18 protein-coding genes and 1 pseudogene are annotated in these 24,770 nt (G+C 69.7%); 10 read left to right on the top strand and 9 right to left on the bottom strand.

The window, feature by feature from the left end; translation table 11 throughout:
* Window positions 1–4: 4 nt before the first annotated feature.
* Window positions 5–1,546, bottom strand: coding sequence for a Re/Si-specific NAD(P)(+) transhydrogenase subunit alpha (locus ACFV9O_RS29660; protein ID WP_385423154.1), 1,542 nt, complete (start codon window positions 1,544–1,546; stop codon window positions 5–7).
* A 164-nt stretch (window positions 1,547–1,710) separates the two neighbouring features.
* On the opposite strand from ACFV9O_RS29660, the gene ACFV9O_RS29655 reads away from it, so the two are divergent.
* Window positions 1,711–2,724 carry a 2-dehydropantoate 2-reductase gene (locus ACFV9O_RS29655; RefSeq protein WP_385423152.1) on the top strand — a complete coding sequence of 338 codons (1,014 nt, stop codon included), beginning with the start codon at window positions 1,711–1,713 and terminating at the stop codon, window positions 2,722–2,724.
* A 374-nt stretch (window positions 2,725–3,098) separates the two neighbouring features.
* A complete protein-coding gene (locus ACFV9O_RS29650; protein ID WP_385423150.1) occupies window positions 3,099–4,031 on the top strand; it encodes a LysR family transcriptional regulator in 933 nt (310 codons plus the stop codon).
* Window positions 4,032–4,061: 30 nt separating this feature from the next.
* Here ACFV9O_RS29650 and ACFV9O_RS29645 read toward each other — a convergent pair whose 3' ends face one another.
* Window positions 4,062–5,654: a FadD7 family fatty acid--CoA ligase gene (locus ACFV9O_RS29645; protein WP_385423148.1), complete on the bottom strand. Its 1,593-nt coding sequence runs from the start codon at window positions 5,652–5,654 to the stop codon at window positions 4,062–4,064.
* Between the two features lie 257 nt (window positions 5,655–5,911).
* On the opposite strand from ACFV9O_RS29645, the gene oxc reads away from it, so the two are divergent.
* Together oxc and frc are read left to right on the top strand one after the other, a co-directional pair.
* Window positions 5,912–7,663: an oxalyl-CoA decarboxylase gene (oxc, locus tag ACFV9O_RS29640; RefSeq protein ID WP_385423146.1), complete on the top strand. Its 1,752-nt coding sequence runs from the start codon at window positions 5,912–5,914 to the stop codon at window positions 7,661–7,663.
* A gap of 77 nt (window positions 7,664–7,740) precedes the next feature.
* A complete protein-coding gene (frc, locus tag ACFV9O_RS29635; protein ID WP_385423144.1) occupies window positions 7,741–8,997 on the top strand; it encodes a formyl-CoA transferase in 1,257 nt (418 codons plus the stop codon).
* Window positions 8,998–9,123: 126 nt separating this feature from the next.
* On the opposite strand, the gene ACFV9O_RS29630 is transcribed toward frc, so the two are convergent.
* Window positions 9,124–9,570: a PAS domain S-box protein gene (locus ACFV9O_RS29630; RefSeq protein WP_385423142.1), complete on the bottom strand. Its 447-nt coding sequence runs from the start codon at window positions 9,568–9,570 to the stop codon at window positions 9,124–9,126.
* Between the two features lie 132 nt (window positions 9,571–9,702).
* Here ACFV9O_RS29630 and ACFV9O_RS29625 point away from each other — a divergent pair.
* Both ACFV9O_RS29625 and ACFV9O_RS29620 read left to right on the top strand, forming a co-directional pair.
* Window positions 9,703–10,146, top strand: a pseudogene (locus ACFV9O_RS29625) (ATP-binding protein); the annotation flags it as partial.
* Complete coding sequence (locus ACFV9O_RS29620; protein ID WP_385423140.1) at window positions 10,146–10,802, top strand: TetR/AcrR family transcriptional regulator; 657 nt, start codon at window positions 10,146–10,148, stop codon at window positions 10,800–10,802. The pseudogene ACFV9O_RS29625 and the gene ACFV9O_RS29620, both read left to right, overlap by 1 nt.
* Before the next feature lie 164 nt (window positions 10,803–10,966).
* Here ACFV9O_RS29620 and ACFV9O_RS29615 read toward each other — a convergent pair whose 3' ends face one another.
* Genes ACFV9O_RS29615 through ACFV9O_RS29605 form a run of 3 tightly spaced genes read right to left on the bottom strand, consistent with a single transcriptional unit; the run spans window position 10,967 to window position 14,025 of the window.
* A complete protein-coding gene (locus tag ACFV9O_RS29615) occupies window positions 10,967–11,212 on the bottom strand; it encodes an NPCBM/NEW2 domain-containing protein (RefSeq protein ID WP_385423138.1) in 246 nt (81 codons plus the stop codon).
* Window positions 11,178–12,413: an NPCBM/NEW2 domain-containing protein gene (locus ACFV9O_RS29610; protein WP_385423136.1), complete on the bottom strand. Its 1,236-nt coding sequence runs from the start codon at window positions 12,411–12,413 to the stop codon at window positions 11,178–11,180. The genes ACFV9O_RS29615 and ACFV9O_RS29610 overlap by 35 nt, the downstream gene beginning before the upstream one ends.
* Window positions 12,301–14,025, bottom strand: coding sequence for a family 20 glycosylhydrolase (locus tag ACFV9O_RS29605; protein ID WP_385423134.1), 1,725 nt, complete (start codon window positions 14,023–14,025; stop codon window positions 12,301–12,303). Before ACFV9O_RS29605 ends, ACFV9O_RS29610 begins: the two co-directional genes overlap by 113 nt.
* A gap of 630 nt (window positions 14,026–14,655) precedes the next feature.
* Here ACFV9O_RS29605 and ACFV9O_RS29600 point away from each other — a divergent pair.
* Complete coding sequence (locus ACFV9O_RS29600) at window positions 14,656–15,483, top strand: hypothetical protein (protein WP_385423132.1); 828 nt, start codon at window positions 14,656–14,658, stop codon at window positions 15,481–15,483.
* A gap of 282 nt (window positions 15,484–15,765) precedes the next feature.
* Here ACFV9O_RS29600 and ACFV9O_RS29595 read toward each other — a convergent pair whose 3' ends face one another.
* Window positions 15,766–16,296 carry a peptidoglycan-binding protein gene (locus tag ACFV9O_RS29595; protein ID WP_385423130.1) on the bottom strand — a complete coding sequence of 177 codons (531 nt, stop codon included), beginning with the start codon at window positions 16,294–16,296 and terminating at the stop codon, window positions 15,766–15,768.
* 737 nt (window positions 16,297–17,033) lie between these two features.
* On the opposite strand from ACFV9O_RS29595, the gene ACFV9O_RS29590 reads away from it, so the two are divergent.
* Complete coding sequence (locus ACFV9O_RS29590) at window positions 17,034–18,794, top strand: protein kinase (protein ID WP_385423128.1); 1,761 nt, start codon at window positions 17,034–17,036, stop codon at window positions 18,792–18,794.
* Window positions 18,795–19,002: 208 nt separating this feature from the next.
* A complete protein-coding gene (locus ACFV9O_RS29585; RefSeq protein ID WP_385423126.1) occupies window positions 19,003–19,761 on the top strand; it encodes a dienelactone hydrolase family protein in 759 nt (252 codons plus the stop codon).
* A gap of 394 nt (window positions 19,762–20,155) precedes the next feature.
* Here ACFV9O_RS29585 and ACFV9O_RS29580 read toward each other — a convergent pair whose 3' ends face one another.
* Together ACFV9O_RS29580 and ACFV9O_RS29575 are read right to left on the bottom strand one after the other, a co-directional pair.
* Window positions 20,156–21,514, bottom strand: coding sequence for a tetratricopeptide repeat protein (locus ACFV9O_RS29580; RefSeq protein WP_385423124.1), 1,359 nt, complete (start codon window positions 21,512–21,514; stop codon window positions 20,156–20,158).
* Between the two features lie 893 nt (window positions 21,515–22,407).
* Window positions 22,408–23,859: an MFS transporter gene (locus ACFV9O_RS29575; protein ID WP_385423122.1), complete on the bottom strand. Its 1,452-nt coding sequence runs from the start codon at window positions 23,857–23,859 to the stop codon at window positions 22,408–22,410.
* Between the two features lie 300 nt (window positions 23,860–24,159).
* Here ACFV9O_RS29575 and ACFV9O_RS29570 point away from each other — a divergent pair, with 300 nt between their 5' ends.
* The gene (locus ACFV9O_RS29570) at window positions 24,160–24,738 is read left to right on the top strand and encodes a TetR/AcrR family transcriptional regulator (protein ID WP_385423120.1); all 579 of its coding nucleotides are present in this window, start codon (window positions 24,160–24,162) and stop codon (window positions 24,736–24,738) included.
* Window positions 24,739–24,770: the final 32 nt, after the last annotated feature.

The raw sequence follows: 24,770 nt of genomic DNA, 5'->3' as shown, positions 1-24,770 counted from the left end.
ATCCTCAGCCTTTCGAGAACATGCCGAGCATGCGGCGGGTGACGGCGAATCCTCCGAAGATGTTCACGGTGGTCAGCAGGATCGCCACGAACGACAGCACGGTGACGGCCGCGTTCCCGTGTCCGATCTGCAGCAGCGCACCGACCACCACGATCCCGGAGATCGCGTTGGTGACCGACATCAGCGGGGTGTGCAGGGCGTGGTGGACCTTGCCGATCACGTAGTAGCCGATGACCACGGCCAGGGCGAACACGGTGAAGTTCGCGGCGAGTTGGGTGGGGGAGAAGGCGATGAGGAGGAACATCGCGATCATGCCGAGGCCGGTCAGACCGTAGCGCACCGCCGGCGAGAGGCGGGATTCCTTCGCCTTCGGGGCCTCGGCCGGCGCTGCCGTCGGCTTCGCGGGCGTGGCCGACACCTGCACGGGCGGCGGCGGCCAGGTCTTCTCACCGTCGCGCACCACGGTCACGGACCGCTGCACGACGTCGTCGAAGTCCAGCGTCACCTGCCCGTCCTTGCCGGGTGTGAGCAGTTTCAGCAGGTTGACGAGATTGCTGCCGTACAACTGCGACGCCTGCGCGGGCAGCCGGCCGGCCAGGTCGGTGTAGCCGATGATCGTCACGCCGTTGTCGCTGACGATCGCCCTGCCGCTGACCGTGCCCGCGACGTTGCCGCCCTGCGCCGCGGCCATGTCCACGATGACACTGCCGGGCTTCATGGACGCCACGTGCTCCGCCGTGATCAGGCGGGGTGCCGGGCGGCCGGGGATCAGCGCGGTGGTGATGATGATGTCGACATCCCGGGCCTGTTCGCCGTAGATCTCCGCGGCGCGCCGGTCGTACGCCTCGGACGTGGCCTTGGCGTACCCGTCCGCGCCGGACTCCTGCTCCACCTCGACGGCGAGGAAATCACCGCCCAGCGAGCGGACCTGGTCGGCGACCTCCGCCCGGGGATCGGTGGCCCGTACCACCGCGCCCAGGCTGCCGGCCGCGCCGATCGCCGCGAGACCGGCCACACCCGCGCCGGCCACCAGGACCTTCGCGGGCGGCACCTTGCCTGCCGCGGTGACCTGGCCGGTGAAGAACCGTCCGAAGGCGTGCGCCGCCTCGATCACGGCGCGATACCCGGCGATGTTGGCCATCGAGCTGAGCACGTCCAGCGACTGGGCCCGGGATATACGCGGTACAGCGTCCATCGACAGGACCGTGATCGGCCGCCGTGCGAGGTCGTCCAGGAGGCCGGGGTTCAGCGCGGGGGCGATCAGCCCGACCAGCATCGCCCCGTCCCGCAGCTTCTCGATCTCCTCGTGCGAGGGCGCGTTGACCTTCAGGACGACATCCGCCTGCCAGGCGTCGCCGATCCGCGCGCCCGCCTCGACGTAGGCCTCGTCGGAGAATCCCGAGGCCTCTCCTGCCTCCGATTCGACGACGACCTCGAAGCCGAGTCCGAGGAGCCGGCGGACACTGGCTGGTGTCGCGGCCACCCGGGTCTCCCCGGCGGTGGACTCGGCGACGACACCGATCTGCTGTGGCGGTGAATCCGACATCGCTCTCCTTTTCCGTCTTTCTCAACCGGCCTGGCTCGGCAGTGGCAGGGACTATGACTGGGCCGACCACCCGAAGCGAGCGTTTTTTGTGGTGCGACTGTACTTCCGGCGAGAACACTGCATACAGTATCCACTCCTCCCCCTTTAAATCGAGAGGAGCCGCCGTGAAAATCGCAGTCCTCGGAGCCGGCGCAATCGGCGCCTACGTCGGAGCGGCACTGCACCGTGGTGGCGCGGACGTCCATCTGATCGCCCGAGGCGATCATCTGCGGGCGATACGCGCCCACGGGGTCCGGGTGAACAGCCCACGCGGTGATTTCTGGGCGCGTCCCCACGCCACGGACGACCCGGCCGAGATCGGTCCCGTCGACTACGTGTTCCTGGGACTGAAGGCGCACGCCTATCCGTCCTCCGGATCGCTGGTCGCCCCGTTGCTGGGGGAACGGACCGCAGTGGTGGCCGGTCAGAACGGAATTCCCTGGTGGTACTTCCACAAGCTGGCCGGTCCCTACGAGGGACGGCGGATCGAGGCGGTCGACCCGGGCGGCGCCACCAGCAAGGTGCTGCCACCGGAACGGGCGATCGGCTGTGTGGTCTACCCCGCCACGGTCATCGAGGCTCCCGGTGTCATCCGGCATCTGGAAGGCACCCGCTTCTCCATCGGCGAGCCGGGAGGCGAAATCTCCGACCGGTGCACGGCGTTGAGCGAGGCCATGGTCGCGGGCGGGCTGAAGTGCCCGGTGGAGCCGAAGCTGCGCGACGACATCTGGATCAAGCTGATGGGCAACGTCGCCTTCAACCCGATCAGTGCGCTCACCAGGGCGACGATGGTCGAGATCTGCCGGCACCTCCCCACGCGCCGGCTGGTCACCCAGCTCATGGAGGAGACCCTCGACATCGCGGCCAGGGTCGGCAGCACTCCGGACATCTCGATCGAGAAGCGGCTGCGAGGTGCGGAAGGAGTGGGACACCACAAGACCTCCATGCTGCAGGACCTCGAGGCCGGCAAGCAGATGGAACTCGACGCCATCGTGACAGCGGTGGTGGAGATGGCCGACATCACGGGCGCCGACGCGCCCACGTTGCGTGCGGTCCACGCCGCCACCGACCTCCTGGCGCAACGCTCCACCGCAGGTCTGGAGAACGGCGGCAGGACCCCGGAGCCGGTTCCCGCCTAGCGCGGGACCTCCGGTACACGGAACGGACCACCGAAAGATCACCGGCTCGCCGTCCGGACGACCACTGACCACCCCTTACGACGTCGCGGCATCCGGCCCCGTCCCGGCTGCGTCCGGGCCGGGGCCGGCACCGCCAAGGTAGCGGGCCGGCGGTGTACCTGGTACGACAACGCCGGCACGGGCACCTCGCAGACCGCCCGGAACGAAGCGGCCGCCACACCGCATCCCGTTCGTCCGTTCTCCGGCCGCCGGGGACGTTCTCCACGTCCGGGGACGTTCTCCACGTCCGGGGAGTTGACCAGCGGGAACGGGCGGTCTTGACTCCACCAGGAAGTGCCCGCGCAGCCGCGGCCCGAGGCGGAAAGGAGCCGTTCATGCTGTTCCGTCAGCTGGAGTACTTCGTGGCGGTGGCCAGGGAGAGGCACTTCGCCCGCGCGGCGGAAGCCTGCTTCGTGTCCCAGCCCGCGCTCTCGGCGGCCATCGCCAAGCTTGAGCGGGAGCTGAACGTCACATTGATCAACCGTGGGCACAAGTACCAGGGCCTGACCCCGGAGGGCGAGCGGCTCGTCGTGTGGGCCAAGCGGATCCTCGCCGAGCAGGAGGCGTTCAAGGCCGAGGTGGCCGCCGTCCAGTCGGGCATCACCGGGACGCTGCGGCTGGGCGCGGAACCGACGGCATCGACGACCGTGGTCCTTCCTGTGGCCGCGTTCTGCGCCGCACACCCGCTGGCCAAGGTGCAGGTCCGCTCCCGTCTGTCGACGACCGAGCTGACCCGGCAGCTGCGCGCGTTCGAACTGGACGCCGCGATTGCCCACTTCGCCCCCGACGACCGGGAGAGCTTGCAGGTGGTGCCGCTGTACGAGGAGAGATACATGCTGCTCGCGTCCAGTGACCAGCTACTGTCCGGGACCGACACCATGACGTGGGCTGAGGCGGCGCAATTGCCGCTTGCGTTGCTGACGCCCGACATGAGGATCCGCCAGGTCATCGACAGCGCGTTCGCGGACAGCGGGGTCGTGGTGACCCCGCAGGTGGAGACGGACTCGGTCGCCACCCTCTACGCCAACGTGGGCATCGGTGCGTGTGCGAGCATCGTGCCGCACACATGGCTGCGGGCCATGCCGGTGACGGCCAGGATGAGAGCGGTCCGTCTGGTGGAGCCGGAGGCCAGGGCGCAGGTGTCGGTTGCGATCCACGCCGCGACCCCCGGTTCGGTCGCGGCCCGGGCGTTCATGACCGCGGCAGCGGGCCTGTCGCTGGACGAGTTCTTCGATCAGCCGCTGCCGTCCGATCACCTCGTCAGGTGAGACTGGCCCCCCGCGGCGTCAGCGTGTGTGTCAGTGCGCGTACCGGGCCTCCACAGCACGCCGGTCGAGCCCTCCCTTGGCGGTGTGAGGCAGAGCGACGACGACTTCGAGCCGGTCGGGTATCTCGAAGTCGGCCAGTCGGCTGCGGCAGTACCGCAGGATCTCCTCGGGCCCGATGCTCTCGCCTTCGTGTACGACCACAGCGGCGCCGACTCGTTGCCCGTACGTCGGGTCGGGTACGGCGAACACGGCCGCCTCGGCGACACCGGGACACCCGGCGAGGATGTCCTCGACGTGCTCCGGCGAGATCTTCTCGCCTCCGCGGTTGATGAGGTTCTTGATGCGCCCGGTGAGGAACAGGTTCCCGTCGTCGTCCAGTGAGCCCAGGTCGCCGGTGCGGAACCACCCGTCGACGAAACTGCGCGCCGTCTCGGCCGGGTTGCCGAGGTAGCCGCGGGCGACGGTGGGACCGTGCACCCACACCTCGCCCTCCGTGCCGGCCGGGCACGTGTGCCCGTTCCGGTCGACTACACGAAGGTCCACTCCGGTCGACCGGCCGACCGACCCGTGCTTCAGGGGTCCCTGCTGCGGCAGCGGCTCGCTGCTCGCCTGATGCGTGGACTCGGTCATCCCGTAGGCGGACAGCAGCGGCGCACCGAGTGTGCGCTCCAGCGCCCGCTGCGTGGCCGTGTTGAGGGGGGCACTGCAGCTGCGCACGAACTTCAGGGGCGGGACCTGCGGGCCTGGGTGATCGGCCGCCGACCGGTCCAGCAGGATCTCGTGGATCGTCGGGACCGCGGTGAACCACGTGGCGGCCGCGGCTCGCATGTCGTCCCAGAACGTGTGCGCCGAGAACCTCCCCCGCTCGGGAAGCAGTACACATCCCCCGCTGGCCAGGGAGGACAGGAGCGCCGCGAACAGCCCGTGACCGTGGAAGAACGGCATCACGGCGACCGTCGCATCGCCGGGGCCCAACTCGTAGGTGGCGCAGATGCCCCGCACGGAGGCGGCCACGTTGGCGTGCGTCAGCGGGACCATCTTGGCCTGGTCGGTGGTTCCCGCGGTGAACAGGACGAGGGCGTCATCGCTCGAGAGCTCATCGGCCGCTCCCCGGACGCGTCGTACCGCAGGCGCGCCGGTTTCGAGCGCGGCCGTCGCCGTCCCGCCACGGGGGACGTCCACGCGGAGGGTCCATGTCGGGACGGGGAACTGGGCGACCGGCGGGGCGCCGGCCCCCGGTGGACCGACGAGGATCGCCTGCGCCCCCAGCGCCTCGAGCCGGGCGGACATCTGTGACACGGGCAGTGCCGGGTCCATCGGCGCGATCACCAGCCCCGCTCGTGCCCCGCCCAGGAGAGCGACGACGAACTCGGCGGTGTTGGCGCAGACGAGGCCGACCGCGTCGCCGCGGCGCAGCCCCGCGCCGCCCAGCCGGCCGGCCACGTCGTCGGCCAGCGCGGCGAGGGCGCCGTAGGACAGCTCCCCCCGGTCCCCGTTGACGACCAGCGCCCGGGCGCAGGGACGTTCACGCACATGCCGGTCGAGGAGATCGGTGAGGCCCGTGATCGCCGGCGGCCGGTATCGGTTCGGATCGCGCACGGATGCTGCGGCCGGGACGGCCATGACCGCACCTCCTCGCGCCAGGTGTGATGAAGCGGTCGACTGCGAGCCTGCGCGGGCTGCCGGACGCGCGTCCAATACGCACCGGCGAACGCTCGATAGCAGGCGGCTATCAAGCGAGCTGCGGGGCGGCGTGGCATGCCTCGATAGATGCTGCTTATCGGCTGGTCGCCGATAGGTCTTGGACGCGGGGATCCGCGCTGCCGAAGGTGAGATGAGTAGCCGCTCCGGCATGACTTGCCCAAGGAGGACCTCGGACCATGACCGCCCCCTCACCACTGGAGACCGCGGCAACCGCCGACGTTCCGGCCGAGCTCACCGACGGGTACCACCTGGTCGTCGACGCTCTGAAGATGAACGATGTCGACACCATCTACGGGGTGGTCGGCATCCCGATCACCGACCTGGCCCGCCTCGCGCAGGCGCAGGGCATCCGCTACATCGGCTTCCGTCACGAGAGCAACGCGGGCCACGCGGCGGCGGCTGCCGGCTACCTCACCAAGAAGCCGGGCATCTGCCTGACGGTGTCCGCTCCGGGCTTCCTCAACGGGCTGGTCGCCCTGGCGAACGCCACCACGAACTGCTTCCCGATGGTGCAGATATCCGGATCCAGCGAGCGTCACCTCGTCGACCTCAAGCAGGGCGACTACGAGGAGATGGACCAGCTCGCCGCCGCGCAGCCGTTCTGCAAGGCTGCGTACCGCGTGAGCCGGGTGGAGGACATCGGCCGCGGCATCGCACGGGCCCTGCGCACGGCGATCTCCGGCCGGCCCGGCGGTGTGTACCTCGACATCCCGGCCGCGGTGCTCGGCTCCATCCTCCCCAAGGAGGAAGGCGACAGGACGCTGAGCCGTCTCGTCGACCCGGCGCCGCGCCAGCTGCCCGCACCCGAGGCGGTGGACCGCGCGATCGAGCTCCTGGCGGGTGCTCAGCGGCCGCTGGTGGTGCTCGGGAAGGGCGCCGCGTACGCGCAGGCCGACGACCGGATCAGGGAGTTCGTCGAGTCCACCGGCATTCCCTATGTGCCGATGTCGATGGCGAAGGGCCTGCTGCCGGACGACCACCCGCAGTCGGCGGCCACCGCCCGTTCCCTGGCGCTGCGCAAGGCCGATGTCGTGATGCTCATCGGCGCCCGCCTGAACTGGCTCCTCAACCACGGCGAGGCACCGCAGTGGAACCCGGACGCGAAGTTCATCCAGGTGGACATCGAGCCCAGGGAGATGGACAGCAACCAGCCCATCGCCGCACCGCTCGTCGGGGACATCGAGTCGGTGCTCGAAGCGCTCGCCGAGCGGACCAAGCCCGGCCGGATCGCGACCCCCACCGCCTGGCGGGAGGAGCTGGCGGCACGCTCCGCGCAGAACGTCGCCAAGATGGCGGAGCGCCTCAAGGCCGACCCGCACCCGATGCAGTTCATGGGTGCCCTGAAGGCGGTACGTGACGTCATGCACGAGCGCCCCGAGACGTACCTCGTCAACGAGGGTGCCAACGCACTGGACATCGCCCGCAACGTGATCGACATGCACGTGCCGCGCCACCGTCTCGACAGCGGTACCTGGGGCGTCATGGGCATCGGCATGGGCTACGCGATCGCCGCCGCCGTCGAGACCGGCCAGCCCGTCGTGGCCGTCGAGGGCGACAGTGCCTTCGGCTTCAGCGGCATGGAGTTGGAGACGATCTGCCGCTACGAGCTGCCCGTCGTCACCGTCATCATGAACAACGGCGGCGTCTACCGCGGCGACGACGTCAACCCGCTCGACGACGCCCCGTCCCCGACGACGCTGATGCTCACGGCACGGCACGACCGGATGATCGAGGCGTTCGGCGGCAAGGGCTACCGCGCGACCACGCCCGCCGAGGTCACCGCCGCTCTCACCGAGGCGCTGGCATCGGGCGGACCGGCGCTCATCGACTGTGCGATCGACCCTTCGGCCGGCACCGAGAGCGGTCACATCTCGCACCTCAACCCCAAGGGCATCACCGTCGGCAACATCGTGCCGACGCAGAGGTGACAGCCCGTACCCCCGAAGTCCCGTTCCCCAGCACTGCCCACCCGCGCACCGCGAACATTCACAAGAAGGAAGCCACCATGAGTGACAAGCCGCTCGCCGGAATCAAGGTGATCGACTTCACCGGGGTCCAGGCCGGTCCCGCGTGCACCCAGATGCTCGCCTGGTTCGGCGCCGACGTGATCAAGGTCGAGCGTCCCCAGGGCGGCGACGTGACCCGCAGCCAGCTCCGGGACATCCCCGACCTCGACGCGCTGTACTTCACCATGCTGAACAGCAACAAGCGCTCGCTGGCCATCAACACCAAGACCCCCGAGGGCAAGGAGGTCATGGAGAAGCTGATCCGCGAGGCGGACATCCTGGTCGAGAACTTCGCGCCGGGTGCCATGGACCGCATGGGCCTCGGCTGGGACCACATCCACGAACTGAACCCGCGCCTGATCTTCGGCTCGGTCAAGGGCTTCAACGACGACTCGTCCTGGAACGACCTCAAGGTCTACGAGAACGTGGCCCAGGCCGCCGGCGGTGCCGCGTCCACCACGGGCTTCTGGGACGGCCCGCCGACCATCAGCGGCTCGGCCCTCGGCGACAGCAACACCGGCATGCACCTGATGATCGGCCTGCTGACCGCGATCATCCACCGGAACGAGACCGGCGTGGGTCAGAAGGTGTCGGTGTCCATGCAGGACGCCGTCCTCAACCTGACCCGTGTCAAGCTCCGCGACCAGCAGCGCCTGGAGAAGGTCGGCTACCTGGAGGAGTACCCGCAGTACCCGAACGGCGAGTTCGGCGACGCGGTGCCCCGCGGCGGCAACGCCGGCGGCGGTGGCCAGCCGGGCTGGATCCTGAAGTGCAAGGGCTGGGAGACCGACCCGAACGCCTACATCTACTTCACGATCCAGGAGCAGAACTGGAAGCGCACCGCCGAGGCCATCGGCCGGCCCGAGTGGGTCGACGACCCGGAGTACACGACCGCCAAGGCGCGTCAGTCGCACATCTTCGAGATCTTCGAGGAGATCGAGAAGTGGCTGGCGGACAAGACCAAGTACGAGGCGGTCGACATCCTGCGCAAGTGGGAGGTGCCCTGCGCGCCCGTGCTCAGCATGAAGGAGCTCGCCGAGGACCCCGACATGCGCAAGAGCGGCACCATCGTCGAGGTCGAGCAGAAGGGCCGCGGCACCTACCTGACCGTGGGCAGCCCCATCAAGTTCTCGGACTTCAAGCCCGAGATCAAGGGTGCGCCGCTGCTCGGCGAGCACGGTGACGAGGTCCTCTCCGACCTGGGGTACGACGCAGACGCGATCGCCAAGCTGCGCGACAGTCAGATCATCGTCTGAGACGGCCCTACGGGTGCCCCGCGCGCGATCCTCGTGCGCGGGGCACGCGGGGGTGCGGGACCCCGTAGGGCGAAGCCCCCGTGCCGGAGACCGGCACGGGGGCTTCATCGCCTTGGGCTGCGGAGGTCAGGCCGTCGCCGCCTGCTCCGCCTTGGCGGCCGCCACCTTCTGGTACAACTCGCGCTCCCGGGCACGCCGCGCGGTCACGTCCCGGATGACCGCCCCGACGTAACCCGGACGGCTGTCCGCGTCGTTGAGCAGAACCACGCTGAACTCGATCGACAGTTTCCTGCCGCCGGCGCCCACTGCGGGCACGTTCAGCAGATCGTCGTCCCCGTACTTGGTGGTCCCGCTGGCCATGGACTTCTCGAAACCGTCCCAGTGACGCTGCTGGTGCCGTTCGGGGATGATCACGTCCAGGCTGCGGCCGGCGACCTCGGCCGCCGAGAACCCGAAGATCCGCTCCGCACCGTGGTTCCAGTAACGGATGAGTCCTTCCCGGTCGATGATCACTACGCCGTCGGGTGCCTGGGCCGTCATGCCCAGAACCACCGTGGGATCCAGATCTTCCATGTCTCCTCCGAGTTGGGGCAACAGGGCAATCCATTGGTGAGCGCGACACGATAGTATACAGAATACAGTTTCGCTAGGGGGTCGAGCCGGCACGATGTGAGATGCCAGGGGCACCCTCACCGCACAGAACCGGCCGCCCGATCCGGCACCGCAGCGCCGACCCGCATGGCCTGCTGGCTGCTGGAGCCGGAAGCCCAAGCCGCCGGCCGCGCCCGCCGCACCACCCGGCGGACACTGGCGCAATGGGGCCTGGAGGACCACACCGACTCGGTGGAACTGCTGGTCAGCGAGATGGTCACCAACGCCGTGCGGTACGCGAACGGGCCGGTGACCCTGCGCCTGCTGCACACCCCCGACTCTCTGCGTTGCGAAGTCGGCGACAGCTCCCCGCGGCTGCCGCAACACGTGCGCGCACGGGACACCGATGAGGGCGGACCCGGGGTACTGCTGGTGGACCAGCTGGCCAGGCAGTGGGGCGCCATGCCGCACACGGCCGGGAAGGCCGGAGATCCACGGCCGGTAAATGCACCTAGGTGTGGCATCAAGGATGTCTCGTCGCGTATCGTCGGAGAGTGATGACGAACTCTGTGCAGCGGCAGGTCAGGCATCTGCATGCCGATGCCGCGACGGCCCGGCCCGGCGGCCGGACGGCGCGTGTGGGCCAGGCGGTCATGGATGCGACCATCGCCGAACTGGGTGAGGTCGGCTATGCGGCGCTGCGGATCGACTCGGTGGCCGAGCGCGCAGGCGTGAACAAGACGACGATCTACCGGCGATGGGGCGACAAGGCCGGCCTGGTGGCCACGGCGTTCATCGAGCGGCAGAGTGAGATCGCGCCGCCGCCGGACGCCGGAGACCTGCGCGAGGACCTCCTGTTGCACCTCGGGGAGATCCGCGAGGTGCTCTACACTCCGTGGATCACCGCGCTCGTCCGGGAGGTCGGGCCGCGCACCTCGGAGAAGAACGACGTCCGCGAGGTGCTCGACAAGATCTGGCCGGAGCGCTTCCGGCTCTCCCGCACGATCTTCGTCCGCGCCATGGAGCGGGGCGACCTGCCGGCCGATGCCGATCCGGACTTCCTGCTGGAAGCGCTCTCCGGCCCGCTGTACTTCCGCTGGCTCATGCTCGGCCGCCCGCTCGGCGACGACTTCCTCGAGAAGACGGCCGATCTTGTGCTCCACGGCGCGGGCTCGGGGAGCGGCGCGGCGGGCGTCACCGCCCCGCCGGACTGACATGGCATCCCCTGCACGTGCCCGAGCGCGGCCACGGCATGCGCGGAGTCGCAGAGGGACGTCGCGCTGCTGGTGGAGGTATCCGTCGACTCGGACCGCTTCGATGTCGAGGCGATCCGAGTCGACGGTCAGTCCGTCGCCGGCACGCCGCCAGGGTGCGGCGGTCAGGCGCAGTCCACGCGGGCATCCGCCCAGTCGACGGCGTCGTGATAGAAACCATCCCCGGCGTTGTCGGTCACCAGGCTGAGAGTGTCGACCCCGGAGATGTCGACATCCACCCGGTCCACGGTCTCGCGAGTGACGAGGCCACTCTCGTAGACCTTCTTGCCGTCCGCGTAGACGAAGAAGTGCGACGTCCCACCCTCCGTGGTGCTGTCAGCGGCGTCGTCGATCCCGATCGTCGCCGTCATCCGCGAGCATTGCTTCGCCAGATCGAACGAGTCTCCTCGAATTGCCCGCCGCACCAAGACCCTTCTGGTATCGCACGCCGTTCAGTGTCATCGGTTCACTGCTGCCGACGTAGGTGTCCCGCGTCACGACGTCCCACTCGCTCGTTGCCTCGGTCCATTCGAGATCGGACAGGTAGGGGTGGAGACGGCTGCGTACGCGCAGCTCTTCCGAGCCTGCCCGCATCTCGGGCCGACCTGCGGCGCCGGCCGTGAGATTCAGCCGCAGCGGCGGTGTGGTCTCACCGGCGCCGGCGGACGCCGACGCGGTGAGGCCGGTGGACCGCGTCTCACCTGCGGGGATCTTGACCGTGCCCGTGGCCGGCCGGATCGTGTAACCCGGGTTGGCCGTCGGGGATCGCACCTCGTCCCAGGTGACCTCCACAGCACGCGCCGCGTGGTTGGTGATCTGCAGCTGCGTGCCGGCGGAATCACCTGGGTCGAGAGCGACGACACTGGGGGCGAGGCGTGTGGTGAGCGACTGGCCCAGCGTCGTGCTGGTGAATCCGGAGCTGTGCTGCAAGGGTTCTCCCTGGCCGGGCTGCTGCTGGTAGGCGGCGTTGCCGACCAGGTGGTACGTGCCACTCGCCGCGCTCAGCGGAACGTCGACCTGCCAGCGGGTGGAGACGGTCTGGCCCGGCTTGACCGTGCCGAACGTGCTGTCATCCAGGGCCCGCACCTGCCGTGTGGCCAGATCCTGAGTCGACTGCGGGCTGAGGCCGAGGCGGACGTCGTACACCGGCTGGTCGCTGGTGTTGCGGTAACTGGTCACGACCTGGTTGTCGCCCAGGTGCCGCAGCCCCTTCGGACCGTCAACGGTGACCTGCCGGCTGCCCTTGGGCGGCGCGAGGAACTCGATCTCGGCAACGCTGGTGTAGCCGTCATCCGGGCTGACATAGCGCAGCCACCGGAATCGGGAAGCGTCGTCGACCGCGATCTGGTTCCAGCCGAACTCCGGCTTGTCCTCGACCGTGGCGATCGTCCGGCAGCCGCTGGTCGGACCGTCGGTGCAGCCCTCGAACCGGCCACCCTGCATCCGGTCGAGCTCCTTGTCATTGGCTCCGGGGAAGAACCGGACCATCGAAATGGTGGAGGCGTGCTCGGCACCGAGGTCGATGCCGGTGTAGCCGCCGTTCGGTTCCGCGTACAGGAAGTTGGTGTCCACATCGCCGTCGAAGGCCTTGTCGAAGGTGCTGGACGAGTTGTCCCAAGCCGGGCTGGTGCCATACGTCCTGCCCGACAGCCGGCCGGGCAGCGTGTAGTCGGGGATGCCGGGTGGCGTGCCGATGGCGTCGGCGCGGGCGAAGAAGTCCTCCACCGTGCCGCGTCGGGGGCCGGCCCCAGGTCCGGTCGGCCAGGACCTCCCGCGGCCGGCGCAGATGGGCGTCGAAGTAGCTGTCGGGACGCGAGATCGCGTTGTCCGACCACACCGAGATCTGATATCCGGCCAGACGTGGGTGCTCCATCGGCTCCCACTCCTCGTACAACGACTTGGCGTCGGGCAGCAGAGGGAATCCCGGGGTGACGTAGAGCAGGTCGCTCGGCGAGGCGACGACCTCGTAGCCCATATCGAGGTACTTCTGCGCGCTGTGGTCCGCACCCGACTCGGCAGCGGTGGTCCATGCCTCGACCTTGATGTTCTTGTCCGGGTGGATCGTCGGGTTCTGGTCGACGTCCCACCAGTTCCAGATCACCGTGTGCTTGCCCTGCGCACGCACGAGCTTGTTCATCTCATTGATGTAGTCGACGAACACATCCGGGGTGGAAGCGAATCCGTGCTCCTTCGCGTACCGAACGAGCTCAGGGCAGCGTTCTTGCTCGGCCTGGCGCGCGTATTCGTCTGTGGCGATGTGGAACTCGGGTCCTGAGAACAGCGGGGCGAACTCCTCGATCAAGCTCGCGGTGAACTTCCGCGCCTCCGGGTTGGTCACGTCCACCGTGCCACCCAGTTCGGGGCACTTGAACGCGAGATCGGGCCGGCCCTTGAGGATTGCCGACGCATGCGAGGGCATCTCGATCTCGGGAATGATCGTCACGTGGTACTTGCGCGCCGCCGCCTCGAACCGCCGGATGTCCGCCCTCGTGTACGCCTGCGGCGCGGCCAGCCAAGGATGACGCTCACTGACCAGACGGAACGCGTTGTGATCACTCAGATGCAACTGCAGCGTGTTCAGTCGCAGATACGACATCTCCCGGATCGTCTGCACGATGAAGTCGGGCGAGTAGTACCTGCGCCCCGCATCCAGCAGGTACCCGCGCTCCTGCTGCTGCGGCCAGTCACGCGCCTCACCCCGCGGCAGCGAACGGTGCCCCGACGTGGTCTTCAGGATCTGCAGCAGGGTCTGGGTGCCATGGAACACACCGATGTCGCCGTTACCGCGGATCGCCGCCGCGTCCCCGACCTTCAGGGCGTACCCCTGCGACCCCAGCGCAGGATCCGCGTCCTGCAGCGAGAGGAACACATCCCCGTCCTTCGGACGAGGCGCCACCGCGACCGGCATCGTCAGACCCGTGACCTCGGCGACATCACCACTCAGGGTCTGCGCCTCACTCGTCAGCGCTTTCTCGTCGTGGCTGTCGATGACAATTCGTGAGCCCTGGCCGAGCTTCATCGCCCCCTCTCCGCCAGACCACTCACGAAGACTCGGAACAACATCCGGGGCCGGATTCCCCGACTCCCCGGTCGCCGAGACTGTCGGCGCCGTACTCAACAGGACGGCCAAGGCCGCGAGCAGCGCGGTACCGGACCGCGCCCCCCAGGTGGACGAACGGGGCATCAGGCTCCCTATTCCAGGTGAGGCTCCAGAGTTCGAAACCGGCGGCATGGTGATGGCCGATGAGCGTATGAGCGCACTTCGTTGCTTGCAATGGCTTGAAACAGGCGAGTTTCAAGCTGATTCGCGCACAGGGTGCAGACGGGGGCTGGCCCGGGGGGAGCGTCTGCTGCCGGTCAGGTCCTTGATTGCTTCGCCGTGATCGTCTGCCGCCGGGAGACTTCGCTGTTGGTCAGGACGAGCAGGGCCCGCAGCAGCGGGGCCGCGTGGCGGGGGTGCAGCCGCATCCTGGTGAGGATCCGCCTGTTCTTCAGGTAGCGAAGCCGTGCTCGCGGGCGGCGCGTTCGCGGGAACGTCCGGATCGGCCCATGGCTCGCCAAGACCCGCACCAGGCACCGGACCTGGCAGTTCGACACCGATCAGGAGCGTCCGGTGGCCGCTCTTTTCGACGGAGACTGGACGAATGACGGGTCACGCCCTGCGGCCCGTGCCTGACAGTGGCTGGACGAGGACCAGACCGGGTGACGACATGGGGCTTCTCTGCGTACGCATCCCCTGTGACGAGGACGGGGCTGGTGGCACGATAGCCGGACAGGCCGATCGGCGGCCGGTTCCACCTCTCCTGGGGCACCCATGAACCTCTGGCTCCCGTTCCGACTCTTCGCCGCAGCGACCGTGGCCGGCCTGATGCTCACTGCGTGCGCCGGCTCCGGCGGGTCCCCGAGCGCCTCGGGATCGACGCCCGGCGCACCGGGGACGCCCGCGCCGTCGCGTACGGCGCCGCCGACGGCCTCCCCGGCAGCCACCAAAGCCACGGCTACGCCCACGCCCACGCCCGAGGGCGCACCACCGCTCGGGTCCTGGAGCCTCCAGCCGGTGTGGCCGTTCGCCACGCTCGCCCAGGCGCAGGCGTGGGAGCGCGCCTACCGCGCCGGTGGCCACCAGCCCTGGCACCTCGACCCCGATCGGACCGCGCTGTCCTTCACCCGTGACTACCTGGGCTTCAAGGAGATCGACCGGGTCTCCTCGCGCACGGTCAGCGGTCGGCACGCCCGCGTCGGCGTCGCACCGACCGGGCCCGAGAGCGGCACCGCAGCAGTGATCCACCTCGTGCGGTTCGGCACAGGCCCGGATGCTCCGTGGGAGGTCGTGGGTACCGACGACACGACGTTCTCCCTGACCAAGCCCGCCTACGGGTCGCTCGTACGTTCCCCGCTGGTCACCGGCGGTCGGATCTCCGGAGTGGATGAGAGCATCCGCGTCCAGGTACACCAGCCGTCGTCAAAGGCGCCGTTGGGCACCTCCCCCTGCTGCACTCCTGCGGGCGGCAACGACCAGCCCTGGAACGTCACGGTGTCCTTCTCCGGCGCCAGTGATCCGGTGCTCACGATCGTCGCATCCACCGGCGGGCACGTCGCCGAGGTCGAACGCTTCACCATCACGGCGGTACGCACCAACTGACCGCGTGGCGAGCTGTCACGCGGCGCCGGCGGTCAATTGCCCCACCCGGCGTGGACCGGCACCGCAATGACCACCCCTGCGCCGCCGCCTCGGCGTCGGCTGCGACCGCCGGCTCAGCACGGGCCGCAGACCCCTGCGCCTCGGCCGGCCGCCGCACGTGCTTCCCCGCCTCAGCCCGTCACCCACCGGACACGCCGGAGGCCCCAGGCGGGGGCTTCGGCGCGCCGAGGGTCGGCCTCCCCTCCGGGTGGCCGGCCCTCGTTGCCCCTGATCCGGCAGGTGTCAGCTGCAGGACCGGTAGTCGTAACCGGCCTTCCGCCAGGCGCCGTCACCGTCGACGAACTGGTAGTTGCCGTCCGCGTCGCGCTTCATGTCGAAGTTGCGGAGCAGGCCGAGGAATTTCCCGTTCGCCGTGTCGAAGTATTCGTGCGCCCGGCCGAAGGTCGCCTTGCCGGCCGACCCGTCGACGACCAGACCGGCCCCGTACTGGTTCTCGTATTCCTGCCAGGCCCTGGTCGCGTTGTAGGTGTCGGTGCCGAAGACCCCGTCGATGTCCGAGGTGGAATCCAGGAAGCCGTCTGCCCACAGGATCTTCTGCCACAAGCACGTGGCGTTGGACGACGTGTGTGTGCTCCTCGACACGACGCCTTCGTCGTCCCAGTCGCCCTCGAACACGCCGGCCCCGTACACGTAGGCGCGGCCGCTGTAGGTTCCGCTCGCCGCGGCGGGAGTGGTGCTCACGGCGAGGAGGGCGGCGGTCAGCGCCCCCACCGTGCACGCGCCCAGCTTGATTCGCTTTCTGTGCCAGTTCATGAAGACTCCCGGATTCAGGCCCCCCCTTGGAGCCGGTTCGCGCCATTAGACAGCCTCCGAGGCCGAATCGAGACGGCAAGTTCACGCCATAGACGGGTCATGTTCACGCCAGATTCCGCTGCGTCGATAGAGCGAGATCACGGGGTTGTGAGGTTTCACCGATGTTGAGGTAGGCGCATGTCTCTGGCCTGCAGTCCTGCAGATGTGTTGATGCGGATCTGAGGCGTCTTGCGGGGGAGCGGAAGTTGCCTGACCTGCGGTCCTGCAAGTTGGTTGAGAACGCCGCAAGGGGGAGAACGCCTAGGGGGAGCCCGGAGCGGCCGGTGGCTGGAGAGCGGCAGGTTGCCCCGCGCCCCATCCGCCGATTGGCGTCGCCGCCATAGGAGGCAGACAGCCCTGGCGTGATCACGCCGTATGGGCGGTCGCCGAATCGCCCCTCGGGGCACTCTTCGTAGACGCACGGTCGAGCGGGTGGGGACTCCGAGGTCACGACCCACTTCTTGGTGCTCGGTGCGGGGCCGAGGCCCCGTGCACGACCCGGAATCCGACGTTCCCGCTGGTGGCGTCGGGGGAGTTGGACGTACGTGCGGCCACCCGGTATCGGTTGCAGTACCACACCGGCCAGCCGGCTCAGACTGGTCCGGCGCGAAGGCCGAGCAGGGAACGACGCCCCGGCCCGGAGGCGTTGGAGCCACCTGCGCGGGGCCGTGTCACCGGCATCTCGTAGGCTCCCGGCCATGAGCGACGGGGAATCCGGCAGACGGGTCATAGACGGGCGCTTCGAGCTGGAGGCGCGGCTCGGTGGCGGCGGCATGGGCATGGTGTGGCGGGCGCGCGATCTGGTCCTGGACCGGGCCGTGGCGCTCAAGGAGGTACGGCCGCCCGATCCGGGGCTTGCCGAATACGACCCGCAGGGCGCGTCGATGCTCCGGGCCCGGGTGCTGCGCGAGGCACGGGCGCTCGCCCGTGTCGACCACCCCAATGTGGTGACCATCCACCATGTGGTGGACGGCGGGGAGCACACCTACCCGTGGCTCGTCATGGAGTTGGTGACCGGCGGATCGCTCCAGGACCGGCTTGGGAAGGGGCCGCTGGCGCCCGTCGAGGCCGCCCGGCTCGGCCGCGAGGTGCTGGCCGCGCTGCGCGCCGCGCACGACGTCGGCATCCAGCACCGGGACGTGAAGCCCGCCAACGTCCTGATGAGGCCCGACGGACGTCCCGTCCTCACCGACTTCGGCATCGCGGCCATCAGGGAGTCGACCGCCCTGACCGCGACCGGGTCCGTCATCGGCACGCCCGACTACATGGCGCCCGAGCGCATCTCCGGCGACGACGGCGGCCCGGGCTCCGACCTGTGGTCGCTGGCGATGATGCTGTACGTCGCCGTCGAGGGGCATCACCCGCTGCGCAGGGGCACCACCCTCGCGACGCTGGCGGCCCTCCTGAGCGAGGAGCTTCCGCCGCCCCTCCAGGCCGGACCGCTGACCGGCTTCCTGAACGCCGTGCTCGTCAAGGACCCGGCCGGCCGGGCGGACGCGGAGACCGCGGACCGGATGCTCGCGGAAGCGGCCGAGGGCCGGGACACGGCTCCGAGTGCTCCGAGTGCTCCGGACGGGGCCCACGGGGCCACCTCGTACCGGCCGGCACCTCCGCCGGGGCCGACGAACGCACCCTCCGCGCCGGTCGCACCGCCCGGGTTCGGACCGCCTGCGGGCTTCGGGCCGCCGATCGGCTTCGGACCGTCGGCTCCGCACGACGCCGTACCCGGTCCGGTCGGGCCGCCGACCCCCTACCCGGTGGGCCCCACACGGCCGACACTGCCGCGACCCGGCGGCCGTGCGAAGAGCCGGGTCGCGATCGCCTCGTCCGTCGTCGGGACCGTGCTGGCAGGAGTCCTGGTGTGGACCCTGCTGCCGGACGGAGACGACAAGGACCGCGAGACGACGGCCACTTCACCCGCCTCGTCCTCGACCAGGACGAAGGCCCCGACTCCCGCACCGCCCACAGCGTCCCGTTCGGCGTCGGCGCCCCAGGCCGACGCGAAGACCGATCTGCTCACCCCGGACGGCATCCGGACGGCGGTGAAGGAGATCAAGGCCGCGACCGGCACGGACCGCGCGTGCGACTTCACCGTCTATCCGGACTACGTGTCCGCGGAAATCATGGTCAAGGGCAGCGACACCAAGTACGACAGCTACACCTACCGACCGGGGCAGGGCGTCCAGAAGGGCATCATCAGCAGCGCCCTGATCGGCGGCGAAGGTCCGTTCAGCCTGGACGACTTCGACTGGGACGTCCTTCCCGCCCTGCTGAAGCGGGCGGAGAAGGACCTGAACGTGAAGCGACCGACCATGCGCTACGTCCTGATCCGCCCTGCCGACGACACGTTCGACACCCCGCTGGGACTGGCCGTCTATCTCGCCGACGACCACGTCACCGGCTATCTGGATGCCGACCTGAAGGGCAAGGTGACCCGGGTCATGCCGGCCCAGGACTGAGCGGCCTGTCGGCTGGGCCCGGCGGGTGGTCGACGAACGCCGCCCAGGCCCCGGGGCCATGGTGAGCTGCTGATACGAAGCGGGCCCGCAGCCCCTAGCCTCGTCCTGCTGCGAACAGCGGTGACCCACCGTCTCCCACTGGCCTGCCTGCCATCCCGGCAAGAGGAACAAGGCCCTGCCGGGGCCGACGTGAAAGAGGAACAACACCATGACCGATGTACAGGGATCGACCGTCGACATCCCCACTGCGGACGGCACCGCCGACGCCTACTTCGTCCACCCCGGCGACCCTGCCGCCGCCCGCCCCGCCGTCCTGTTGTACATGGACGCGTTCGGGCCGCGTCCCCGGCTGCGTGCGATGGCCGACCGCCTCGCCGCGGCCGGCTACACGGTGCTCGTGCCCAACGTCTTCTACCGCCATGGCCGGGCCCCGGTGGTGCCGCTGCCAGACTTCATCGGCAGCGACAACCGTGCGGGCTTGTTCGAGCAGATCTTCCCGATGATGGGCGAGCTGACCCCCGATGTGGTGGCCTCCGACGCGGACGCGTATCTGACCTGGCTGCGATCGCGGCCTGAGACCGACGGCGACCCGGTCGGCGTGACCGGTTACTGCATGGGCGCCCGCCTTGCCCTGCTCACCGCGGGCAGCCACCCTGACCAGGTCACCGCCGCGGCCGGCTTCCATGGCGCCGGCCTGGCCACCGACGCCCCCGACAGCCCGCACCTGCTCGCCGACAAGATCACCGCAGAGTTGTACTTCGGTCACGCCGACCAGGACGCCGGCAACCCGCCCGAACAGCAGGCCCGCCTCGACCAGGCCCTCACCCGGGCCGGAGTCCGCCACCACGCCGAGGTGTACACCGGCGCCGGCCACGGCTTCACCATGGCCGACACCGAGGCGTACGACCAGCAGGCCGCCGAACGCCACTGGAGCGCATTGCTGGACCTGTTCGGCCGCAACCTGTGACGGCACCAACGACCCCCCAGAAGCGACGCTGTCACAGCGCGCCGTCAACGCGATGGCCCGCCGCCTCCGCTTCGCCCACTTCGGCGGGGACGCCTGCATTGATCACGACTGATGGCAGTAGCCATCCCGGCACCCTTCCAGGCGTGCCGTTTGGGTGCCCGACCGGTCGGAGACGAGCGGGGAACCGCGGGGAACCAGGGCGACGCAACACCGCCCCCGCAGGTCAGCCCCTCCGCAGGTCAGCGGTCATCCGCATACGGCGTCTTCCAGCGGTGACGGGCAGTGATGGCCGAACCCTGCTCCGACTGCTCGCAGGCACCTCACACCGTCTGGCCGGAGGGGAGAACGCCTACTGGCAGTTGCTGGGGGCACAGCTGGCGTCGGGGTCTGTCGGCTAAAAGGGGGGACAGGCGCTGCTCCAAGGAGGGTTGCTCCAGGGGAGAGCCTCAACACGCTTCGGCCGGTGGAGTACGGCCACGGCGTCCTTGACGCGCCCGAGCTCCATGAGCTGCGCGGCGAGGACTCTGCGGTTGGCTGCGATGGCCGGGTCCAGAACTGCGACGGCCTCCTCCGGCCGTCCGGCGTCGGCAAGCAGCCTCGCGAGGTTTTGCGCCGCGGGCCAGGTATGCGCATCGAGGTGGGTTCGGGCCTCCTCGATCGCCTGCTCTGTGCGGCCGCAGGAGACCAGAAGTCGGGTCCGCAGCCGGAGCACGAACTCCAACTCCACCGGGCTTGACTGGGCGCTGAGGTGGTCGAGGTACGCCAGGCCGTCCTCGGCGCGGTCCCGGTCGATGTACAGCGTGCACAAGGCGTCGACGACCCAGTCTTCCCAACCGCCGCTCGAGCAGGGCAGGGAAGACAGTACCTCGATCGCTTCACGCCCCCTACCGTGCCGGGCCAGCAGCTGCGCGAGCTCCACCGCCGCGTGCGGCGATCCGTCCGCCACACGCGGCCGGTATACCTCGATCGCACCCGCCAGGTCTCCGCGTTCCTCCAGGGACTCGGCGAGACAACGGGCAGCGTCCCCGAGGACCTCGATCGCCGCGTACTCCCGCAGCTCCCCGATCCGGTCGTGCCGGGCCAGCAGCTCGGCCAGCTGGTCACGGCCGTTGACCGACGTGACATCACGCGTGCGCAGCAGGGCGATCGCCTCGTCGATCCGCCCCTGCCGCTCGCGTATGGTCGCCAGCAGGCCGACGGCGTTCCAGGGTTCGGGAGTCCGGCTGCCGCACGGTGGCCCGCCGCATGGGCGCCCTGCCTCGATGCGGACGGCCAGCAGCGTGGCGACCTCCTCGTCCCGGCCCGAACCGGCGGTCACCTCGACCAGCGCGTCGGCGAGCAGCCAGTCCTCGATGTGCGGTCGCAGCAGGCTGTATGCCTCGTCGGCCCGGCCGTGCCGGGCCAGCAGTAGCGCGCAGTACTTCAGTGCCGGCCGCTCCTCGCGCTCCGCGTACGGGCGGACCAGCCCGATCGCCTCGTCCGTCCGCCCCCATGTTTCGAGCAGCTCGGCAACACTGCGGGCCGCCTTCCACCAGCCCGTTTCCGCGTAGGGGGAGAGAACCTCCAGGGCCTCGTTCCGCCGGTCCTGCTCGGCGAGAAACGGTGCCCACGCCTGAGCGCAGGACCAGTCGCCGCCACGCGCCTGGAGCTGTACCTCATCGTGATGGCCGTGTTCGAGTAGCCAGGAGACCAGATCGGGAGGAATCCAGCCGTCGTAGGTAAGGGCCCGGCGGTCGAGTTCGGCAGCGTCCACAAGGACGCACCCTAGACCGCGACGCCCGCCCCGCAGGCCGAGGGTGTTACGACTCGGATGACCCGCCGCGTCATCCCTGCGAAGAGCGGGGCCTCGACCTCCTGGTCGCGTGGCGGTGATGCCGCTCAGGTTCAGCAACGAGTCTGCGGAACAACCCAGATCGGCGAGGAACCGCTCACCACCTGCCTGGATTCCCCGTCTTCGCTGGAGAAGAAGAGAAGCTGCGCGCGCAGCGCGACCGACTTGAGGCTGCATCACGCCGCCGACTGCAGCAGGACAGCCCCGTCTGCCCCGCCCGCGACAGGATCTCATCGGCAGCGCCGCCCCCGGTGACGCGCGCGCCCTGTCTCGGCTGCGGCGCTCCAACCTGCGGCTGTGGTGACCGGCGGGCGCACCGGGCATGCCACGCGGACGAGTCGCCGACCAGAAGGCCGCCACCGCGCCCGGCACTTGCACCCCGCGATCCGGAGCCGAATGGGCGGCTGATGGGCGAAAAGTCGTCGACCGGCTCTCCCACCTCCTCGGCGAGCATCGCGCCTCGAGCCCAGACAGCTCGTCCGCCAGTTCGTTCTCCCACAGGCAACTCCGCGGGTCGTTCCCCTGGCGGTACAGGGCTCGGTCAGCAGCTCGGAACAGCTCCCGTCTCGCAGGTCGGTGGCGCACGGTAGCGTGGCAACGCAGGCGAGGGCCTACTGATTTGGGCTTGCCGGTTCCGGACCGGCGCGGGGGAGTACCGATGCGGTGGCGGAGGACCCGGCCTGAAGCAGGCCGGGTCCTCCGCCGTACCGACCGTCCGGGCCGCGGTGGCGTTCCCAGATCGGTACCCGACAGCAGTTCGCGCGCCCGGCTGGAACCGCCCGAGCGCAGCGCGCCGGCCCAAGCGCGGACAGTCGTCAGCTACGGGCGCTCGGCGTGACGGCCCGACGCTCCACACGCGACGCCTCGTCGAAGGTGATGGCCATGCCGGGTGTTCGCACGGCGCGCGTGACCGGCACCAGGAGGGCGGCCAGCGCCGCGCCGAGGAGGAGCAGGGCCAGCAGACTGAACCCGTGGGTGTAGCCAGAGGCGTAGGGAAGGCCCGAGGGCTGCAGGCGGCTGGTTACCAGGACGCTGGTGAGCGCGGCGCCTATGGACCCGCCGATGGTTCGGATGTTGGCGTTCATGCCGGTCGCGGCCCCGGTCTGTTCGGCCGGGACGCTGCCCACGATCAGGTTGGCCATGGAGGCGAAGGCCAGTCCGATGCCGAGGCCGAAGATGCCCGCTGCGAAGGCGACCTGCCACGGTCTGTCGTGCCAGACCGTCAGGAATCCGCAGGCCACCGCCCCGAGCGCGGCACCGGCCGTGAGCAGCTTCTTGGCTCCCAGCACGGGCTCCAGGCGGCCGCTCAGCACACCCGAGCCGAACATCGCGACCAGCATCGGCAGCATCAGCAGCCCGGCCGTGGTGACGCTCGCGCCGAATCCGTAACCAGCGGAGCGAGGGGTCTGCACGAAGCCGGGGAGGAAGGACCAGATCCCGTACATGCCGGCGCCGAACAGCAACGCTGCGGCATTGGTGGTCCACACCGCGGGCAGCCGCATGATGCGCATGTCGATCAGCGGGCTGCGGGAGCGCGACTCGGCGAGCAGCCACAGGGCGAAGAGCACCACGGCGGTGGCGAACAGGCCGATCACCCGGGTCGACGTCCAGCCCCAGCCGGTTGCCTGGCTGAGCGGCAGCAGCAGGGCCACCAGCCATCCCGACAGCAGTACGGCACCGAGCCAGTTGACGCGTCCCTCGGCCCGGCGGGGCGACTCGGGGATGAAGCGGAGGGCGATCAGCGCGGTGACCGCGACGACGCCGACCGGGAGCCAGAACAGCCACCGGTAATCGAGCGCGGACACGATGGGACCGGCCGCCACGATGCCGACGCCGCCTCCGGCGGCGATGACGGCGGAGAGGTTGCTGATGCTGGAGCTCACCTCGGCGGGGGCGAACTCGTCCCGGATGATGCCGAAGGACAGGGGGAAGAGCGCCCCTCCGATGCCCTGGACGACCCGGGCGACGATCAGGACGCCGATGGTCGGCGCGAGCGCGGCGAGCAGGCAGCCGATCGTCAGGGCCACCAGCACGGCGACGAGGGTGCGCTTCTTGCCGATCACGTCGCCGACCCGGCCGAGGATCGGCGTGAAGATCGAGGCGGACAGGAGGTACGCCGTCATCACCCAGGTCGCGGTGGACTGCGAGGTGTGCAGGGCATGCTGGACGGTCGGCAGGGCCGGCGCGATCAGCGACTGGAGCATGGAGAACACGCCGGCACCGGTGGCGAGCACGACGAAGGTGAGGCGGGGGGAGTTCCTGGGCATGAAAAGCCTTCCGAACAGGACACAGCCGATGTCGTCCGGCCGTGGTCGTACGGTCTGGGCGGGCTGCGGGGCAGCGCCGGGGATGCCGGCGGTCGCGCGGAGCGGTCGCCGGGGAAGCAGGTGGAGCGGCGGTGCGGGACAGCGCACGGCCACTGTTCGGCCAGGTCGGGGCGCGCTCCGTGACAGTGCGTGCGTGGACGCCGATCGACGGGAGTGCACCCCACCGGTAAAGTGGAGGTATGCCTCCACTGTAGCGGAGGCATACCTCCGTTTCAACTTCGTCCGGCCAGGGAGGCACCAGTGACGGCCCAGCCGCTCCCCGTCAGCGAGATCGCCGCGTCCCGGCGCCCGCACCGCAGGGACGCCGCACGCAACTACGACGCCCTGCTCGCCGCCGCGCGCGAGGCCTTCGCGGAGAGCGGCGCGGAGGCGTCACTGGAGGACATCGCCCGTCGTGCGGGCGTCGGCATCGGCACGCTCTACCGGAATTTCCCCACCCGCCGGCACCTCTTCGAGAGCGTCTACGCGGACGAGGTGAACGCCCTGTGCCAGGTGGCGCAGGACGTCGCGGAGCTGGAGCCGTGGGAGGCGCTGACCTCCTGGCTGCGCCGGTTCGTGGACTACACCGTGACCAAGCGCGCCATCCGCGAGGCGCTCAACGACGAGTCGGAGATCTTCCTGGCCTGCCGTGAATCGATGTACCAGGCGGGGGGCCCGCTCTTCGCCCGCGCTCAGCAGGCCGGTGAGGCGCGCGCGGACATGGGCTTCGACGACCTGCTGCGGATGGTTGCCGGGATCACGGCGACGAACTTCCCCGACGACGCACAGCGCGACCGCGTCCTGGCGATTGCTCTGGACGGGGTGCGCGCGGGGCGCTGACGTGCGCATGCGGCTTGTCGGGCAGGTCGCTG

The sequence above is a fragment of the Streptomyces sp. NPDC059909 genome, assembly GCF_042730885.1.
Lineage (GTDB): Bacteria > Actinomycetota > Actinomycetes > Streptomycetales > Streptomycetaceae > Streptomyces.
This window is presented reverse-complemented; position numbering and strand designations above follow the sequence as displayed.